Below are 14,864 nucleotides of genomic sequence, written 5' to 3'. Positions count from 1 at the left end.
GGGCCGGAGGGCCCGGGCGGCTAACCCACTGCCGCGTAGCTCTCGTACGTCTCCTCGTCCTCCAAGTCCACGGGCAGCAGGCCCGTGCCTCGCTCGTACTCCGAGCGCGCTGTCTCCAGGAGCCTGCGCCACGAGGTGACGGTGGGGCGCCTGCGCAGCAGCGCACGGCGCTCCCGCTCAGTCATGCCACCCCACACGCCGAACTCGACGCGATTGTCCAGCGCGTCGGCCAGGCACTCGGTCCGCACCGGACATCCGGTGCACACCGCCTTGGCCCTGTTCTGCGCTGCTCCTTGAACGAACAGTTCATCTGGATCGGTAGTGCGGCAGGCCGCCTGCGCACTCCAGTCGGTTACCCAGCCCATACCGGCGCCGTCCTCTCCCGAATCGAGGCTCCCCCACGGCGGCAGCGGCATATTCACCGCCGCCAGTTGAGGACGTTACGGAAGGTGGGCACAGCGCAACACCCCCTTCGGGCCCAATCTTGAATGGTCCGAACGGACTATGCGTAAGCGGCAGATCACCCGACGGAGTGAGCTGGCGACATGCGTGAGGAATCCCGCATACCGGGGCAGTTCAGTTGAGTCACAACGGACGCGAAGCGTCACATGAGGCGAATTCGGACAGGGATCCGCCGGATTCGGGGGCGACGGAGGGCTTGTTGCTGAACCGCACTGCTGTGACAGTTGAGAGCAGCTTAGGCCAAGGCATTGCGAGCTGTCCGGCGAATCGGAACGTCGGCGGACGGCGTTGCCGCGCCACCGATTCAGTCGATCTTTCGGCCGATCTCGGGGCCGGTGCAGCCGAAGGCTCCCTTGACTACGGATTAGGCTGCCCTCATGGGAAAGAAGCGCTCGGGCGGTGGCCTGTCACCAACTCAGCAGGCCGCGAAGTTCCTAGGGGTCAGCGTGCTGGCGGGCGCGGTGCTCGCGGGAATCGCGCTGCCCGCGGCGGGAGCGCTCGGCCTCGCGGCCAAGGGCTCGGTCGAGGGATTCGACGAGATCCCCGCCAACTTGAAGCAGCCACCGCTCAGCCAGCGCACCACCATCCTGGACAACAAGGGCGGATCGATCGCGACGGTCTACTCGCGTGACCGCACCGTGGTGAAGCTCAAGGACATCTCGCCGTACATGCAGAAGGCGATCGTCGCGATCGAGGACGCGCGCTTCTACGAGCACGGCGCGGTCGACCTCAAGGGCATCCTGCGCGCGCTCAACCAGAACGCGCAGAGCGGCGGCGTCTCGCAGGGCGCGTCCACGCTCACGCAGCAGTACGTGAAGAACGTCTTCGTGGAGGAGGCGGGCGACGACCCGACCAAGGTCGCCGAGGCCACGCAGCAGACGATCGGCCGCAAGATCCGCGAGCTGAAGTACGCGATTCAGGTCGAGGACAAGCTCGGCAAGAAGCGCATCCTCAAGAACTACCTGAACATCACCTACTTCGGTCAGCAGGCCTACGGCATCGAGGCGGCGGCCCAGCGCTACTTCTCCAAGCCCGCCAAGGACCTGAAGCTCCAGGAGGCCGCGCTCCTCGCCGGCATCGTGCAGTCGCCGAGCCGGTACGACCCGGTCAACGACGCCGCGGAGGCCACCAAGCGCCGCAACGTCGTACTGCAGCGCATGGCGGAGACGCACGACGTCTCGCAGGCGGACGCCGACAGGGCCAAGAAGACGGATCTCGGCCTGAAGGTGAGCCGGCCCAAGAACGGCTGCATCACCTCGGTCAGCGGCGCCGGATTCTTCTGCGACTACGTACGCGAGGTCTTCCTCAACGACCCGGTCTTCGGCAAGACGAAGGAAGAGCGGGCCAAGGTCTGGAACCGGGGCGGTCTGAAGGTCCGCACGACGCTCGATCCGCAGACCCAGGAATCGGTGCAGGCGTCGATAAAGGATCACGTGTACAAGACCGACGACGTGGCGACCGCCGCCACCATCGTCGAGCCGGGCACGGGCAAGATCCTCGGCATGGGCCAGTCGCGGCCCTACGGCTTCAAGAAGGACGAGACCACGATCAACCTCTCCGTGGACGACTCCATGGGCGGCGGCGCCGGTTACCAGCCGGGTTCGACGTTCAAGCCGGTCGTCGCGGCGGCGGCCCTGGAGGGCGGCAAGTCACCGGGGCAGAGCTACTCATCGCCGTACGAAATGCCCTACCCGGAGCGGGTGTCGGCCTGTGACGGCAAGAACTGGGTGAACTCGGGCGGCGCCAAGCTCACCAACGAGAACGAGAGCGAGGTCGGCCCGTACGGCATGGCGGAGGCGACCGCGAAGTCGGTCAACACCTACTACGTGCAGCTCATCGGCGACATCGGCATCTGCCCGGTGACGCAGATGGCCGACAAGATGGGCCTCGCGCGCGCCGACGGCAAGGAGATCGTCCAGGCGCCGTCGATCGCCCTCGGCACCCAGGAGATGTCCCCGCTGACGATGGCGGGCGCGTACGCGGCGTTCGCCTCGCGCGGCACGTACTGCACGCCGATCGCCATCGAGTCGATCAGCACGCTCGGCGGTAAGTCGCTCCCGGTACCGAAGTCGACGTGCTCGCGCGCCATGTCGCAGAAGACCGCGGATACCATCAACACCCTGCTCAAGGGCGTGGTCGAGGACGGCACGGGCAAGCAGGCCGGACTCGGCTCCCGCGCGAGCGCGGGCAAGACGGGTACGACCGACTACCGCTACGCCGCCTGGTTCGTGGGCTACACCCCGAACATGTCGGGCGCGGTCTGGGTCGGCGACCCGCAGCACAAGCGGCAGATGGTCGACATCAGCATCGGCGGAGTCCCGTACGGCAAGGTCTTCGGTGGTGAGGTGCCGGGCCCGATCTGGCGCGACGCGATGAGCGGCGCCCTCACGGGCAAGCCCGCGCCGGGCTTCAACACCGTCCACCTGCCCGGCGGCGACAAGGGCAAGGACAAGGGCCGCGACCACGACGACGGCAAGCCGGGCGGCGGCAACGGTGGCAACGGCGGTGGTGGTGGCGGTGGCGGTGGCGGCCAGGGTGGCGGCGGCAACGGCGGGGGCAACGGCGGCGGGGACGACCCCTGGACGGACCTGATCGGTGGCCTCGGGAACGGTGGGGGCCACGGCAACGGCGGCGGGATCGGCGGCTGGCGCCCGTGACCGGAGTCTGAGGCTTTGCATACGCCGATGAGGGCGCTCCCCTGCTTCAGGGGGGCGCCCTCATCGCGTGACGGATACGGAGCTACGGATACGGAGCTACGGATGTCGGCCTACGGACACCGAGCGGTCGGAGGCTCTCAGCCCGCGAGAAGCTCCTTGACCACCGCGGCGACGCGGCCGCCCTCGGCGAGGCCCGCGACCTTCGGGTTCACGATCTTCATGACCTGACCCATGGCGCGCGGCCCCTCGGCGCCGGCCGCCTTGGCGTCCTCGACGGCCTGGGCGACGATAGTCCGCAGCTCGTCGTCGGAGAGCTGCTTGGGCAGGTACTCGGCGAGGACCTCGCCCTCCGCCTTCTCCTTCGCGGCCTGCTCGGCGCGGCCGCCGTCGGCGAACGCCTCGGCCGCCTCGCGGCGCTTCTTCGCCTCGCGGGCGATCACCTTCTGCACCTCGTCGTCGGAGAGCTCGCGCGCCTCCTTGCCCGCGACCTCCTCCTTCGTGATCGCGGTGAGGGTGAGCCGGAGCGTCGAGGAGCGCAGCTCGTCACGCCCCCGGATCGCGGCGGTGAGGTCTTCCTGCAGCTTCGACTTGAGCGTGGTCATGCGTTGATTGTGGCAGGTGCGGACGGTTCCCTGCCCGCCGATTTCCCGGGGGCCGCCCGTGGTTGACCACGGGTCCCCTGCGGGTTCGGGGTGCTCGGTGTCTGACACGATGGGGGGATGCGCGCGCGATACGCAGTACCTCTGGGCATCACGGCGACGGCTGCGGCCGGTCTCGTCTACTCGGTGGGCATCGAGCCCCGTTCCTTCCGGCTGAGGCGGGTCACCGTGCCCGTACTGCCGTCCGGGATGCGGCCGTTGAGAGTGCTTCAGGTCTCCGACATCCACATGGTGTCGGGGCAGCGCAAGAAGCAGCGGTGGCTGCGCTCGCTCGCGGGCCTGCGCCCCGACTTCGTGATCAACACCGGTGACAACCTGTCGGATCCGGAGGGCGTGCCGGAGACGCTGGACGCGCTCGGGCCGCTGATGCAGTTCCCCGGGGCGTACGTCTTCGGATCGAACGACTACTACGGCCCCAAGCTGCGCAACCCCGCCCGCTACCTGCTCGAGAAGGCCCAGGGCAGGCACGGCCTGAACGGGAACGCGCCCGCCGTCGGCGTCATCCACAACCCGTGGGAGGGCCTGCGCGACGGGTTCGACGCGGCGGGCTGGCTGAACCTCACGAACACGCGGGGCTCGCTGAAGATCGACGGCTACGAGATCGGACTCACCGGCCTGGACGACCCGCACATCAAACGCGACCGCTACGCGCGCGTGGCGGGCGGTCCCGACTCCGCGGCCGACTTCTCGATGGGCGTCGTCCACGCGCCGTACCTGCGCTCGCTCGACGCGTTCACCGCGGACGACTACCCGCTGATCCTCGCGGGCCACACCCACGGCGGACAGCTGTGCATCCCCTTCTACGGCGCGCTGATCACCAACTGCGACCTGGACACGGCCCGGGTGAAGGGCCTGTCCATGCACGAGGCGGAGGGTCGTACGTCGTTCATGCACGTGTCGGCGGGCTGCGGCGCGAGCCGCTACACCCCGATGCGGTTCGCGTGCCCGCCGGAGGCGACGCTCCTGACGCTGGCCCCGGTGGTCTGAGGCCCCCACCGGGGGCGTACGACAGGAACCATGCCTACGGTGGGGTGCATGATCGCGCCGAATTCCGCGGGTGTCCCGGCGGAGGCGGTCGTGCCGCACAAGCGCCGCCCCCTCGCCGCAGCCCTCCGCACACTGATCGCCCTCGCCGCGCTGACCGGGATCGTCATCGACCTGGCCGTCGGCAGCCCGCTGCGCGTCCTCAGTTACTTCACGGTGCAGAGCAACGTGGTGGTGGCCGGGGTGCTCGGCATCTCCGCGTGGCGGGCTTGGCGCGGGCGCCGACCGCTCCCGGCCTGGGCGACCGGCGGCACGCTCCTCTTCATCGCGATCACGGGGCTCGTCTACCACTTCGTCCTGGCCAACGACGCGAGCGGCTTCTCCATGACGGACGGCGCCGAGGCCCTCTCCGGCTGGCGCTCGCTCTCCAACCAGCTCCTGCACACGGTGACGCCGATCGGCGTGGCCCTGGACTGGCTGCTCCTCACCGCCCCCGGCGGCCTGCGCTGGCGCCACGCGGGCCTCTGGCTGCTCTACCCCCTGGCCTACCTGGCCTTCGCCCTGACCCGCGGCGCCCTCATGGCCCCCGGCTCCACGGCCCGCTACCCCTACCCGTTCCTGGACGTCGACATCCACGGCTACGCGGGGGTCCTCGGCAACGCGGTCACCTTCGGCCTGGCCTTCTCCGCCCTGGCCTTCCTCCTGGTCGCCCTGGACCGCGTCCGCCCCTACGTCCGGGGCCCAGAAACCGGATTTCGTCTCCGGCCGCCGGTCCGCTAAAGTAATCGATGTCGCCACGACCTGCGCTTCGGCGGGGGCAGTGGAGCAACGACATCGGGGTGTAGCGCAGCTTGGCAGCGCGCTTCGTTCGGGACGAAGAGGTCGTGGGTTCAAATCCCGCCACCCCGACAGCTGAAACAGCAGGTCAAGGGCCTGATCCGCATCGCGGATCAGGCCCTTTCTGCGTCTCGGGTGATCGTTTGGGAGAAATCTGGGAGAAGATCTTGGTCGGCTCCTCCCGGGCGGACAGCTGCCGTTGAGTCATGAGGCATGCCATGGATCGCCCCGGGCCCTACGCGTCCGCGAATCCGAGGTCACGGCGATGGCGGGCGCCGGGGTGGATCAGCGGGAGCGCCGTGCGGTTCACGTACCCGGATGCCCGACGGTCTCGGGCAGTACTGCCACGCGGCCGGTGTCGCTCTGGGCCTCGGCAGCGCGGCAGGTGTGGCAGGTGATGCGGCGGGCCGGCCTTGGCCCTGTCGCCAGACCGGTGCCGTGGACGCGGTGCAGGGTGGTCGGCGTGGCATGGGCGTGGTCTGGGCAGAGTCCGGCGCCGCAGCGGTGGCAGATGGCCACGGCGGGGATGCCCGGTCGCTCCTGGGTGTGGCAGTCGTAGCAGTTCATCGCGGGGGCCTGTTCTGCTCGGGCGCCGGCTCGGCGCTGTCGGGTACGGCGGCGGGGGATGCGGCGGCCGGCCGCTCCTCGGACGGTGCGTGGTGCGGGTGGAAGAAGCGCTGGGCGATGGCGGTGGGCAGGACCGCGGTCAGGACCACCACGGTGACCAGGACGGAGAACTGGGCCTTGGTGACGATCCCGGCGGTGTAGCCGTACGTCGCCGAGATGGTGCCGAAGGTCAGTCCGGTGCTCATGAGCAGGGTGGTGAACGGGGCGTGCGGGGCGGCGTACCGCCGCGCCAGGGGGTGCACGGCCACGGACTTGAGGGCGAGCTTCGCCGCGAGCAGGGCGCCGAGGAGACCGAGGTTGGCGATCACCAGGGGCAGCGAGACGTTCATGCCCGAGCGCAGGAAGAAGAACGGGGTGAGCAGGGCGAACGCGACGACGCGGAAGCGCTGTTGGGTGGGACGGTGGCGGGCGAAGGCGCGGGAGAGGGCGAGGCCGAGGAGGAAGGCGGGCAGTACGGCGTGGCTGTGGGCCTTCTCGCCGAGCCACATCAGCAGCAGGAGCGCGGCGAACGCGCCCTTGATCTCGGGTTCGATGACCCTGTCGCCGTACTGGGTGAAGAACCAGTGCTCCAGCCGTGGCATCGCGACGATCAGCGTCAGTGAGGCGGCGATGAAGGGCAGCAGCCACCAACTGGGGCGTACGAAAAGGATGCTGAGTGCGAGGACGGTGGCGAGGTCGGTGACGAAGGTGGCGCTCATGATGAGCTTGCCGAGGCGGGTGGCGTTCAGGCCGGTCTCCACCAGGACCGCGTAGACGACGGCGAGCGAAGTGGTGGACAAGGCGGTGCCACCGATCTCGGCGGCCTTCCAGGCCCAGTCGAAGCCGTAGCGGCACAGCGCGATTACCCCGGCGAACGGGGCGGCGAAGGAGGCGATGCCGATCAGGACGCTGGCCCGCCAGGTGGCGCGGAACTCGTCCGGGTCGACTTCCGCTCCGGCGAGGAAGGTGAGGACGACGCTGCCGAACCCGGCGAGGAAGACCAGCCATTGGGGCGCGGTGAGGTGGAGGGTGTTGCCGACCGCGACGCCGAGACAGATCTCGATGATGGCCACCGACAGGCCGAGCCGGACCGAGAGCATGCTCGCGGCGAGGGTGACGACGGCGAGGACGGCGGCAACGTAGTAGACGGACTCCATACGGGACGACCTCCGAGGGCAGGGGCTCCTGACTGGTGTGGTCAGGAACCATCGGCCCCAGGAGGGCGGTTCGAGCCGGAGGGAACGGGCTCGGGCGGGATCCATCGCCTGACTTCGAGTGAACTGCGGGGTGTGGATAGGGTCAAGTGCGGTCTGGGCGTGTGGTGTTGGGCAGCTCTGGCGCGTTACGGGTTCCGGGCCGAGGTCGGCGCGCGCACACTGGGTGCGTGTTCCCTCGGATGGTGGTGGCCTTCGACGACTCGCCGGGTGCGCGTCGCGCGCTGGAGCGGGCCGTGGAGCTGGCACACCCGGAGGACGCCGAGGTGATCGTGGTGGCAGTGGAGGCGCACCTGCCGCACTACGGCGCCACGGTGGGTGAGGTGACCGAGGAGCTGGAGGTGGAGGAGCGGGACTGTCACCGCTGGCTGGCTGCGGCCGAGGCATACGCCGCCGAGCACGGCATCACCGTCGCGGGCGAGGTGCGGGCCGGGCATCCGGCCCAGGAGCTGGTGCGCGCCGCCGAGGAGCACGAGGCGGATCTGATCGTGGTCGGACACAGCGGACACTCCTCGGTGTGGGGGCGTTTCCTCGGCGCGACGGCGGAGAAGATCAGTCGACACGCCCCGTGCTCGGTGTTGATCGTGCGGTGAGGCCGCCCGGAGCCTCACCGCAACCGCGGAGGTATCCGCTGACAATCCCTGATCGAGATGCGTCCATGCCGCGACGTCCAGGAGGTCCCCGTGCCCGAGATGAGGGCTCTATCCCCTGCGTCGCCCGCGTTCGGCGGCCGTGTGGTGGACCGTGACGTGGTCGAGGACGGCGAGCGCGCCGACCGCGTCGAGGATGTCCCCGATCCGCAGCAGGAAGCAGCGCAGCCGATCCTCTTGGTCCACGAAGACCACGCTGCACGGGCTCTTGCCCGCGATCCGCACCGGCCGGTCCTGGTGGAGGTGCCCGTCGGTGCCGAAGCCCGCCACGGCGTGGAAGACACTTGCCCCGCTCACGTGCTCCTGGCGGGCGCGGTGCACGAGTTCGGCGTAGGCGGGCCGGTGATGCCAGAGCGAGCCGCCGGTCAGGTGGATGGTGAGCCGGGCCGCCCGTCCGGGCCGAGGTCGCGGCATGGCCCACCCCCCTTGAGTGCGCGCCGTGCGGAACGGGCACACCGTACTGCCGGGCGCAGGCGCCGCCCAGAGGCTCGGCACGCTCGTGACGCATTGAGGAGGCTGTCGTGGAAACCATGGAGTTCGACGTGATCGTGGAGATCCCGCAGGGGTCCCGCAACAAGTACGAGATGGACCATGCGAGCGGCCGGATCCGGCTGGACCGGATGCTGTTCACCTCGACCAAGTACCCGGCCGACTACGGCTGCATCAGGGGCACGCTCGGTCGTGACGGCGACCCCCTGGACGCCCTCGTCCTGGTGGGGGAACCCACGTTTCCCGGCTGTGCCATCTCCTGCCGGGCGATCGGCATGTTCGTGATGAGCGACGAGAAGGGCCCGGACGAGAAGATCCTTTGCGTCCCCGCCCACGACCCGCGCCACGCCGCTCTGCGGGACATCGGCGACGTACCCGACTTCGACCGGCTGGAGATCACCCACTTCTTCGAGGTCTACAAGGATCTGGAGCCCGGCAAGTCGGTGGAGGGCTCGCACTGGGAGGGGCGCGAGCAGGCGGAGGACGAGATCAACGCCGCCCGTGCCCGCGTCGGCGCCGCCGGGAAGGGAGCATGACCATGGTGCGCATCGAGCGGCTGCACGCCGTGGAGATCCTCGACTCGCGGGCCCGCCCCACCTTGTCCGTCACCCTGACCACCGCAGACGGGTTGCGGGTGCGGGCAGGGGTGCCCTCCGGGGCCTCCACCGGCACCCGGGAGGCCGTCGAACTGCGCGACGACGACCCGGAGCACTTCGGCGGCCAAGGCGTCGCGCGGGCCGTCGCCCACGTCAACGGCGAAATGGCGGAGGCGTTGACCGGCCGGTCCTTCTCCACGTTCGCCGAGGTCGACGCGGAGTTGATCGCGCTCGACGGCACCGACGCCAAGTCGCGCCTCGGTGCGAACGCGGTCATCGGGGTTTCGCTGGCCGCCGCCCGCGCCCAGGCGACGGCAGCCGGGCGCGAGATGTGGCAGTGCCTCGCCGAGGTCGCCGAGGTGGCACCACGGTTGCCGGTGCCGCACTTCAACGTCGTCAACGGCGGTGCCCACGCCGCCAACCAGCTGGACTTCCAGGAATTCATGATCGCCCCGCTCGGCGCGCCGAGCCTGCCCGAAGCCGTACGAGCCGGGGCCGAGGTCTATGCCCGCCTCAAAGCCCGCCTGGCGAGGGGCGGTTACGCCATCGGGCTGGGCGACGAAGGCGGCTTCGCCCCGGCCATCGACCGCCCTGAGGAGGTCCTGCGGCTCCTCGTCGAGGCGATCACGGACGCCGGGTACACCCCTGGCCGCGACGGCATCGCGCTCGCCCTGGACCCGGCGGCCAGCGAGTTCCGCACCCCCGAGGGCCGCTACCGCATCGCGGGCGACGAACTCACCAGCGACCAACTCATCGACCGCTACGAGGAGATGTGCGACCGCTTCCCCGTCTGGTCCATCGAGGACGGGCTCGGCGAGGACGACTGGACCGGCTGGACGCGCCTGACCGCCCGCCTCGGCGACCGGATCCAGCTGGTCGGCGACGACATCTTCGTCACCAACCCAGCGATCATCACCGAGGCCATCGACCGCAAGGTCGCCAACTCCGCGCTGATCAAGGTCAATCAGATCGGCACGGTCACCGAGACCCTGGAGGCGATGCGGATCTGCCGCGTGGCCGGCTACACGCAGATGGTCTCGCACCGCTCCGGCGAGACCGAGGACACGTTCATCGCCGACCTCGCCGTCGGCACCGGCTGCGGCCAGCTCAAGTCCGGTGCCCCGGCCCGCGGGGAGCGCGTCGCCAAGTACAACCGACTGATCGAGATCTCCGACGCCGAGCCCGCACTGCCCTACGGGATCGTGCGCTGACCGCGCGCCCGTGGCGCGTCAGGGCTCCTCGGCGGCGCGGTACAGACCGGTCAGCCGGGCCAGCACGGCGAATCCGTCGTCCGTGCCGGGCCAATGGGCGCGTACGGCTTCGAGGCCGGCCCGGCGGACGACCCCGCGCAGCACGAACGCGACGATGATCGCGTCGTCGGCGTAGCCGATGACCGGCAGAAAGTCCGGCACGAGATCGAGGGGGAGCGCCAGGTAGGCCATCAGCAACGCCAACCGCACCCGTACTCCGCGTGGCAGGCTCTTGTCGACGGCCAGCCGACTCAGTAGCCGCAGCAGGTCGGGGAGCAGGCGCACCGCCTCACCCAGCAGGGCGCCCTTCGGACGGACCAGCAGCAGCCCGACCAGCAGAACCAGCCAGACGGCGAGCAGGCACGCACCGATCGCGATCAGGATCTCCCAGCCCATGGTCAGGCTTCCTCGCGCCGCTCCGCACGCAGGTCTCGCGCGAGATCGACGGTGATCAGCAGCAAGGTCACCGAAGCGCCCAGGGCCATGCCGCCGACGACGTCGGTGGCCCAGTGCACCCCGAGATACACCCGGGAGGCCCCCACCAGGGCGACCAGCGCCGATGCCGCGCCCCACACACTCGCCACGGCGGTGCGGGAGCGCAGCTGCCTCGCGACCAGGTAGGCCAGGAGCGGCAGCAAGGCGGCGGCCATCGTGGTGTGACGGGAAGGGAAGGAGAAGTCGGTCTCCTGGACCACCCAGTACGAGGCCGGGGGCCGGATCCGGTCGGTCAGGTTCTTCACCACCGTGGCCGCCACGACCGATCCCGCCCCGGCCGCCCCGATCAGCACCAGGGGCCGCCACGAGCGCGCCCGGCGCCCCAGCACCACCGCCACCAGCACCGACATGACGAGCAGCGGGACTTCGGCGGCGTGCGTGACGGCCGTCATCACCGCGTTCAGCATCCCGTCGCGGTGCTCGACCGCCTCGGCGAGCAGGGGCCGGTCCACCAGCCACGCATGGTGATCGGCGATCAGGTCGGCGTCCGCCGCGAACAGCGAGAGGGAGAGCAGGAGCAGTGCGGCGGGGACGACGACCTGCACGGGACGGGGCCGCCCGGTGGGCGGCAGAGCGGAGATGGACATGAGGGAGAACTCCCGTTCTGTGGCGACAGGAAGGCGGCCGAAAGCGGCACGAGGAAACAGCAGGACAGGTGAAGGACGGGGGGAGCCGGGTCAGCGGCGACGGGTCCCGGCCACGGCTAGCAGAGCCAGCGCGGCGGCCTGTATCGCGGCGACCACCGCGATCAGTACCGGGATCGAGTACGCGTAGAGGGCGCCGGTGAGCGCACCTCCGGCCAGGCTCGCGGCGCCCACGACCCCGGCGAAGACCCCGTACGCGGTGGCGCGCCGCCCCGTCGGCACCAGGTCGGCGACGGTGGCCCGCAGCGTGGATTCCTGAATGCCCATCGCCGCGCCCCACACCAGGGAGCCGAGCACCGCGAGGGTGCGCGTGGACGTGAAGGCCAGCGCGGGGACGGCAGCCGCCAGCAGCGGCAGCACCACAAGCACCCGCGCGCCGACGCGGTCGTACGCCCAGCCGGTGGCCAGCGCCGCGAGGGCGTCGACGGCCATGGCGGCCGCGTACAGCACCGGCACCCACGCCGCCGCGAGCAGCCCGCGCTCGACCAGGTGGAAGGAGAGGACGCCGAAGGTGGCGAACCCGGCTGTGGTGGCGGCGGTGAACGCGGCGTACGTCCAGAACGCGCCCGGCAGCCGCCCGTCCGACGGCCGACCCACAGCGGGGGCCACCTCGCGTTCGTAGGCGCCCGGATCGGGCACCCGGGCCCGCAGCCACACCAGCAGCCCCAGCACCGCGAGGCCGGGCACGGCCAGCACTCCGAGCGCGGGGGCGTAGTCGCCAGTCAGTGCGAGCACCCCGGCCACCACCAACGGGCCGATCAGCGCGCCGACTTGGTCCATCGCCTCGTGCACCGCGAAGCCGCGCCCGCGGCCCGTCGCGGCGGTGGCGTGCGAGAGGAGGGTGTCCTTGGCGGGACTGCGGACCGCCTTGCCGACCCGCTCGGCGATCACCAGGGCGCAGGCCGCCCACAACACTCCAACCAGCCCGAGCACCGGCACGGTGATCACGGTCAGGGCGTACCCGGCGATCGTCAGCCCCCAGAAGCGGCGGGTGCGGTCCGCCAGCGGGCCCGAGATCAACCGCAGCCCCAGAGCGGCGGCCTCCCCCGCTCCGGTGACCGCACCGACAATCAGCGCCGAGGCGCCCAGTGACGCCAGCAGCGGTCCGGTGACCGCCCGCGCGCCCTCGTACACGAAGTCCGCGAGCAGGCTGACCGTGCCGAAGCAGACGACGAACCGCCACGCCCCCATGCCGGGCGAGGACGCCTGCGCAGGCCGACGCGCCCCGGCCTGCTCCGCCTCTACGCCCACAGGGCCTCCGCCACGGCGATCCCGACGAACACCGCGCCGAGCCCGGCCACCACGCTCGCGACCACGTTCACGGCCGCGTAGAACTTCGCGCCGTCCTCGGTCAGCCGCAGCGTCTCGTACGAGAACGTGGAATACGTGGTCAGCGCCCCGCACAGCCCGGTCCCCAGCAGCAGCTGCAGATGAGAGGACGCGGCCCCGGCGACCGCCGCGCCGGTCACCAGGCCAAGGACCAGGCAGCCCACCACGTTCACCGTGAAAGTCCCCCACGGGAAGACCGTGTCATGCCGTTGCTGCACCGCGCGGTCGGTCAGATAGCGCAGCGGCGCGCCGATGGCACCGCCGAGGATCACAAGGAGCCAGTTCACTTAGCTCTTCTCCCGGCCCACGTAGCGGATGACCTCGCAGTCGTCCAGGATCACCAGGCCCTCTTCCACCAGCTCGTCCAGCTGCGGCAGGAACGCCCGGATCCGCTCCTCGGCGTCCACGATCACGACCGCCACCGGCAGATCGTCACTGAGCGACAGCAGGCGGGCAGTGTGGATGAGGGAGGAAGCGCCGAAGCCCTCGACCCCCCGGAACACACTCGCGCCCGCAAGCCCCGCTTCATGGGCTCGGTGCACGATCTCCGTGAACACCGGCCTGTGGTGCCACTGGTCGCACTCCCCGATGAAGATCGTCACCCGTAGCGCCGTACCCGTCAGCCTCGTCATCGCGCTCTCCACTCCAGGACGCGGCGCGTCATCCACACCGCCAGCCACACGGCGGCCATTGCCGCCAGCAAAGTCGCCCCCAGATACGCAAGGCCCCGCCCCGCCGCCCGGCCGTCCACCAGCTTCTCGACGTCCACGGCGTACGTCGAGAACGTGGTGAACCCGCCAAGGACCCCCGTACCGAAGAAGGGCCGCACCAGCTGGTGCGCCGCCCACACATCCGTGATGACCACCATGAACACGCCGATCACCGCGCAGCCCATGGCATTGGTCCACAGCGTGGCCCACGGAAACCCACCCGCCGCGGTCGGCCATATCTGTGCCACCCCATACCGGGCCGACGCGCCGATCGCCCCGCCCAGCGCGACCACCCCGACAACAGACCACTGCCCGCGCAGCGGCATCTGCCGCTGCGCGGGCAGCTGAAGATCGGGGTCGATATCGGCGGCCTCGTCGGCCGACTGGGTCACCTGGCTCCGGGGGGCTCCCATGGACACACGTCTCCTACTCGCGCGGCGCCCAAGCCAAGAGGGCGCGTGCCGTCACAAGTAGGGACCGTTGGCGGCAACAGCACCGCGGTTCGGGTACGGCGGGCCCCACCGCCGCGCGGCGACCACGAGAGATCACCGCAGGAGTCCAGCGTAGCGCCCACTCGCCCTGTCTTCGCGCCCGAACTGGTCGGCGGTTGCCCGACGAGGGTGATCCGCCGGGCAGCCCCGCGGGTGACCAGGCCGCCATCTTGGCTTGCGATCGAGTACGACTATCACCCCGTACGACTCACGGAAATCTATGTCGGTCAGGGTAGACATTGAGGTGCTGCGTGGGTATGGTTTCTCTTGTAGCCAGAGAGATCGCAGAGCCCGGCAGAGATGAACTGGCGGGCAGCAGTAACCGCAGTTGTCGTTCGCAGGACGGTGCGGTGGTGGAGTGTCGAAGCCAGGCTTTCGTTGGACGGTGACGGCACTGACGACCGGACCGGGTGGCCCGCAGTGATCAGGGGCCGCCATGAGCAGTAATGCGGCAGCAGCACCCAGCTGGCTGCCGGAGAGTGGCGCTGCGACAGGCCACGGAGCAGTACGTAGGGAAGCACGGCAGTACCAGCAGTACCAGCAGTAGGTAAGTGATCGGATCCAGAGGGAAGAAACGGAGGAGCCAGGCGCCATCAGGATCGCCCGGGCGGAATCTTGAGCCCGGGTACCGCAGGACATCGATAGTGAGGTGGTCTCCGGTCAAGCAACCGCGATCCCCGCGATCCCGACGACTTCCAGGTCGGGCCAGCGGAAACAGAAGGCCGGTGCAACATCAAGGCCGGCAGATGGTGTAGCAAGTTCCTTCGGGGCCCGGGTGCCAATTGGCACCC

Annotated in this window: 17 protein-coding genes, 1 tRNA gene and 1 riboswitch; of the genes, 7 read left to right on the top strand and 11 right to left on the bottom strand. The window is 70.1% G+C overall.

Annotated elements, in window-relative coordinates; all coding sequences use genetic code 11:
* Window positions 1-20: 20 nt before the first annotated feature.
* Window positions 21-365, bottom strand: coding sequence for a WhiB family transcriptional regulator (locus KY5_RS22000; RefSeq protein WP_016642765.1), 345 nt, complete (start codon window positions 363-365; stop codon window positions 21-23).
* A 474-nt stretch (window positions 366-839) separates the two neighbouring features.
* On the opposite strand from KY5_RS22000, the gene KY5_RS21990 reads away from it, so the two are divergent.
* Window positions 840-3,119, top strand: coding sequence for a transglycosylase domain-containing protein (locus KY5_RS21990; RefSeq protein ID WP_098243869.1), 2,280 nt, complete (start codon window positions 840-842; stop codon window positions 3,117-3,119).
* Window positions 3,120-3,256: 137 nt separating this feature from the next.
* Here KY5_RS21990 and KY5_RS21985 read toward each other — a convergent pair whose 3' ends face one another.
* Window positions 3,257-3,721, bottom strand: a complete 465-nt coding sequence (locus KY5_RS21985; protein ID WP_098243868.1) for a GatB/YqeY domain-containing protein — start codon at window positions 3,719-3,721, stop codon at window positions 3,257-3,259.
* Window positions 3,722-3,838: 117 nt separating this feature from the next.
* Between KY5_RS21985 and KY5_RS21980 the strand changes: the two genes are divergently transcribed.
* The 3 genes from KY5_RS21980 to KY5_RS21970 all read left to right on the top strand — a co-directional run bounded on the left by KY5_RS21980 (window position 3,839) and on the right by KY5_RS21970 (window position 5,671).
* The gene (locus KY5_RS21980; RefSeq protein WP_098243867.1) at window positions 3,839-4,765 is read left to right on the top strand and encodes a metallophosphoesterase; all 927 of its coding nucleotides are present in this window, start codon (window positions 3,839-3,841) and stop codon (window positions 4,763-4,765) included.
* A 48-nt stretch (window positions 4,766-4,813) separates the two neighbouring features.
* Complete coding sequence (locus KY5_RS21975) at window positions 4,814-5,542, top strand: Pr6Pr family membrane protein (RefSeq protein WP_234362805.1); 729 nt, start codon at window positions 4,814-4,816, stop codon at window positions 5,540-5,542.
* 55 nt (window positions 5,543-5,597) lie between these two features.
* Window positions 5,598-5,671, top strand: a tRNA-Pro gene (locus tag KY5_RS21970).
* Window positions 5,672-5,905: 234 nt separating this feature from the next.
* Here KY5_RS21970 and KY5_RS21965 read toward each other — a convergent pair.
* Window positions 5,906-6,166 (bottom strand): DUF2180 family protein, encoded by a 261-nt coding sequence (locus KY5_RS21965; RefSeq protein WP_098243866.1) that lies wholly within the window; start codon window positions 6,164-6,166, stop codon window positions 5,906-5,908.
* Complete coding sequence (locus KY5_RS21960; RefSeq protein WP_098243865.1) at window positions 6,163-7,362, bottom strand: cation:proton antiporter; 1,200 nt, start codon at window positions 7,360-7,362, stop codon at window positions 6,163-6,165. Before KY5_RS21960 ends, KY5_RS21965 begins: the two co-directional genes overlap by 4 nt.
* 35 nt (window positions 7,363-7,397) lie before the next feature.
* Window positions 7,398-7,480: riboswitch (Fluoride riboswitch) on the bottom strand.
* A gap of 109 nt (window positions 7,481-7,589) precedes the next feature.
* On the opposite strand from KY5_RS21960, the gene KY5_RS21955 reads away from it, so the two are divergent.
* Window positions 7,590-8,012: a universal stress protein gene (locus KY5_RS21955; RefSeq protein ID WP_098243864.1), complete on the top strand. Its 423-nt coding sequence runs from the start codon at window positions 7,590-7,592 to the stop codon at window positions 8,010-8,012.
* A gap of 108 nt (window positions 8,013-8,120) precedes the next feature.
* On the opposite strand, the gene KY5_RS21950 is transcribed toward KY5_RS21955, so the two are convergent.
* The gene (locus tag KY5_RS21950; protein WP_098243863.1) at window positions 8,121-8,483 is read right to left on the bottom strand and encodes a DUF190 domain-containing protein; all 363 of its coding nucleotides are present in this window, start codon (window positions 8,481-8,483) and stop codon (window positions 8,121-8,123) included.
* Window positions 8,484-8,599: 116 nt separating this feature from the next.
* On the opposite strand from KY5_RS21950, the gene KY5_RS21945 reads away from it, so the two are divergent.
* Both KY5_RS21945 and eno read left to right on the top strand, forming a co-directional pair.
* Window positions 8,600-9,094 (top strand): inorganic diphosphatase, encoded by a 495-nt coding sequence (locus tag KY5_RS21945; RefSeq protein WP_098243862.1) that lies wholly within the window; start codon window positions 8,600-8,602, stop codon window positions 9,092-9,094.
* Window positions 9,095-9,096: 2 nt separating this feature from the next.
* Entirely contained in the window at window positions 9,097-10,365 is a 1,269-nt protein-coding gene (eno, locus tag KY5_RS21940; protein ID WP_098243861.1) for a phosphopyruvate hydratase, read from the top strand.
* An 18-nt stretch (window positions 10,366-10,383) separates the two neighbouring features.
* Here eno and KY5_RS21935 read toward each other — a convergent pair whose 3' ends face one another.
* From KY5_RS21935 to crcB (KY5_RS21910), 6 genes are all read right to left on the bottom strand, one after another.
* Complete coding sequence (locus tag KY5_RS21935; RefSeq protein WP_098243860.1) at window positions 10,384-10,800, bottom strand: YkvA family protein; 417 nt, start codon at window positions 10,798-10,800, stop codon at window positions 10,384-10,386.
* A gap of 2 nt (window positions 10,801-10,802) precedes the next feature.
* Window positions 10,803-11,486 (bottom strand): phosphatase PAP2 family protein, encoded by a 684-nt coding sequence (locus tag KY5_RS21930; protein ID WP_098243859.1) that lies wholly within the window; start codon window positions 11,484-11,486, stop codon window positions 10,803-10,805.
* Window positions 11,487-11,576: 90 nt separating this feature from the next.
* Window positions 11,577-12,794 (bottom strand): MFS transporter, encoded by a 1,218-nt coding sequence (locus KY5_RS21925; protein WP_234362804.1) that lies wholly within the window; start codon window positions 12,792-12,794, stop codon window positions 11,577-11,579.
* Window positions 12,785-13,159: a fluoride efflux transporter CrcB gene (gene crcB, locus KY5_RS21920; RefSeq protein ID WP_098243858.1), complete on the bottom strand. Its 375-nt coding sequence runs from the start codon at window positions 13,157-13,159 to the stop codon at window positions 12,785-12,787. The genes KY5_RS21925 and crcB (KY5_RS21920) overlap by 10 nt, the downstream gene beginning before the upstream one ends.
* Window positions 13,160-13,504, bottom strand: a complete 345-nt coding sequence (locus KY5_RS21915) for a DUF190 domain-containing protein (protein WP_098247394.1) — start codon at window positions 13,502-13,504, stop codon at window positions 13,160-13,162.
* Window positions 13,501-13,908, bottom strand: a complete 408-nt coding sequence (gene crcB, locus KY5_RS21910; RefSeq protein WP_234363201.1) for a fluoride efflux transporter CrcB — start codon at window positions 13,906-13,908, stop codon at window positions 13,501-13,503. Before crcB (KY5_RS21910) ends, KY5_RS21915 begins: the two co-directional genes overlap by 4 nt.
* Window positions 13,909-14,864: the final 956 nt, after the last annotated feature.

It is taken from the genome of Streptomyces formicae (assembly GCF_002556545.1).
Lineage (GTDB): Bacteria > Actinomycetota > Actinomycetes > Streptomycetales > Streptomycetaceae > Streptomyces > Streptomyces formicae_A.
This window is presented reverse-complemented; position numbering and strand designations above follow the sequence as displayed.

What these genes read in the sequence shown, in the direction of transcription:
- KY5_RS22000 (WP_016642765.1), bottom strand. Translation starts at nt 365, where the DNA reads ATGGGCTGGGTAACCGACTGGAGTGCGCAGGCGGCCTGCCGCACTACC.
- KY5_RS21990 (WP_098243869.1), top strand. Translation starts at nt 840, where the DNA reads ATGGGAAAGAAGCGCTCGGGCGGTGGCCTGTCACCAACTCAGCAGGCC.
- KY5_RS21965 (WP_098243866.1), bottom strand. Translation starts at nt 6,166, where the DNA reads ATGAACTGCTACGACTGCCACACCCAGGAGCGACCGGGCATCCCCGCC.
- KY5_RS21930 (WP_098243859.1), bottom strand. Translation starts at nt 11,486, where the DNA reads ATGTCCATCTCCGCTCTGCCGCCCACCGGGCGGCCCCGTCCCGTGCAG.
- KY5_RS21935 (WP_098243860.1), bottom strand. Translation starts at nt 10,800, where the DNA reads ATGGGCTGGGAGATCCTGATCGCGATCGGTGCGTGCCTGCTCGCCGTC.
- KY5_RS21950 (WP_098243863.1), bottom strand. Translation starts at nt 8,483, where the DNA reads ATGCCGCGACCTCGGCCCGGACGGGCGGCCCGGCTCACCATCCACCTG.
- KY5_RS21915 (WP_098247394.1), bottom strand. Translation starts at nt 13,504, where the DNA reads ATGACGAGGCTGACGGGTACGGCGCTACGGGTGACGATCTTCATCGGG.
- crcB (WP_234363201.1), bottom strand. Translation starts at nt 13,908, where the DNA reads ATGCCGCTGCGCGGGCAGTGGTCTGTTGTCGGGGTGGTCGCGCTGGGC.
- KY5_RS21960 (WP_098243865.1), bottom strand. Translation starts at nt 7,362, where the DNA reads ATGGAGTCCGTCTACTACGTTGCCGCCGTCCTCGCCGTCGTCACCCTC.
- KY5_RS21980 (WP_098243867.1), top strand. Translation starts at nt 3,839, where the DNA reads ATGCGCGCGCGATACGCAGTACCTCTGGGCATCACGGCGACGGCTGCG.
- eno (WP_098243861.1), top strand. Translation starts at nt 9,097, where the DNA reads ATGGTGCGCATCGAGCGGCTGCACGCCGTGGAGATCCTCGACTCGCGG.
- KY5_RS21985 (WP_098243868.1), bottom strand. Translation starts at nt 3,721, where the DNA reads ATGACCACGCTCAAGTCGAAGCTGCAGGAAGACCTCACCGCCGCGATC.
- KY5_RS21945 (WP_098243862.1), top strand. Translation starts at nt 8,600, where the DNA reads ATGGAGTTCGACGTGATCGTGGAGATCCCGCAGGGGTCCCGCAACAAG.
- KY5_RS21975 (WP_234362805.1), top strand. Translation starts at nt 4,814, where the DNA reads ATGATCGCGCCGAATTCCGCGGGTGTCCCGGCGGAGGCGGTCGTGCCG.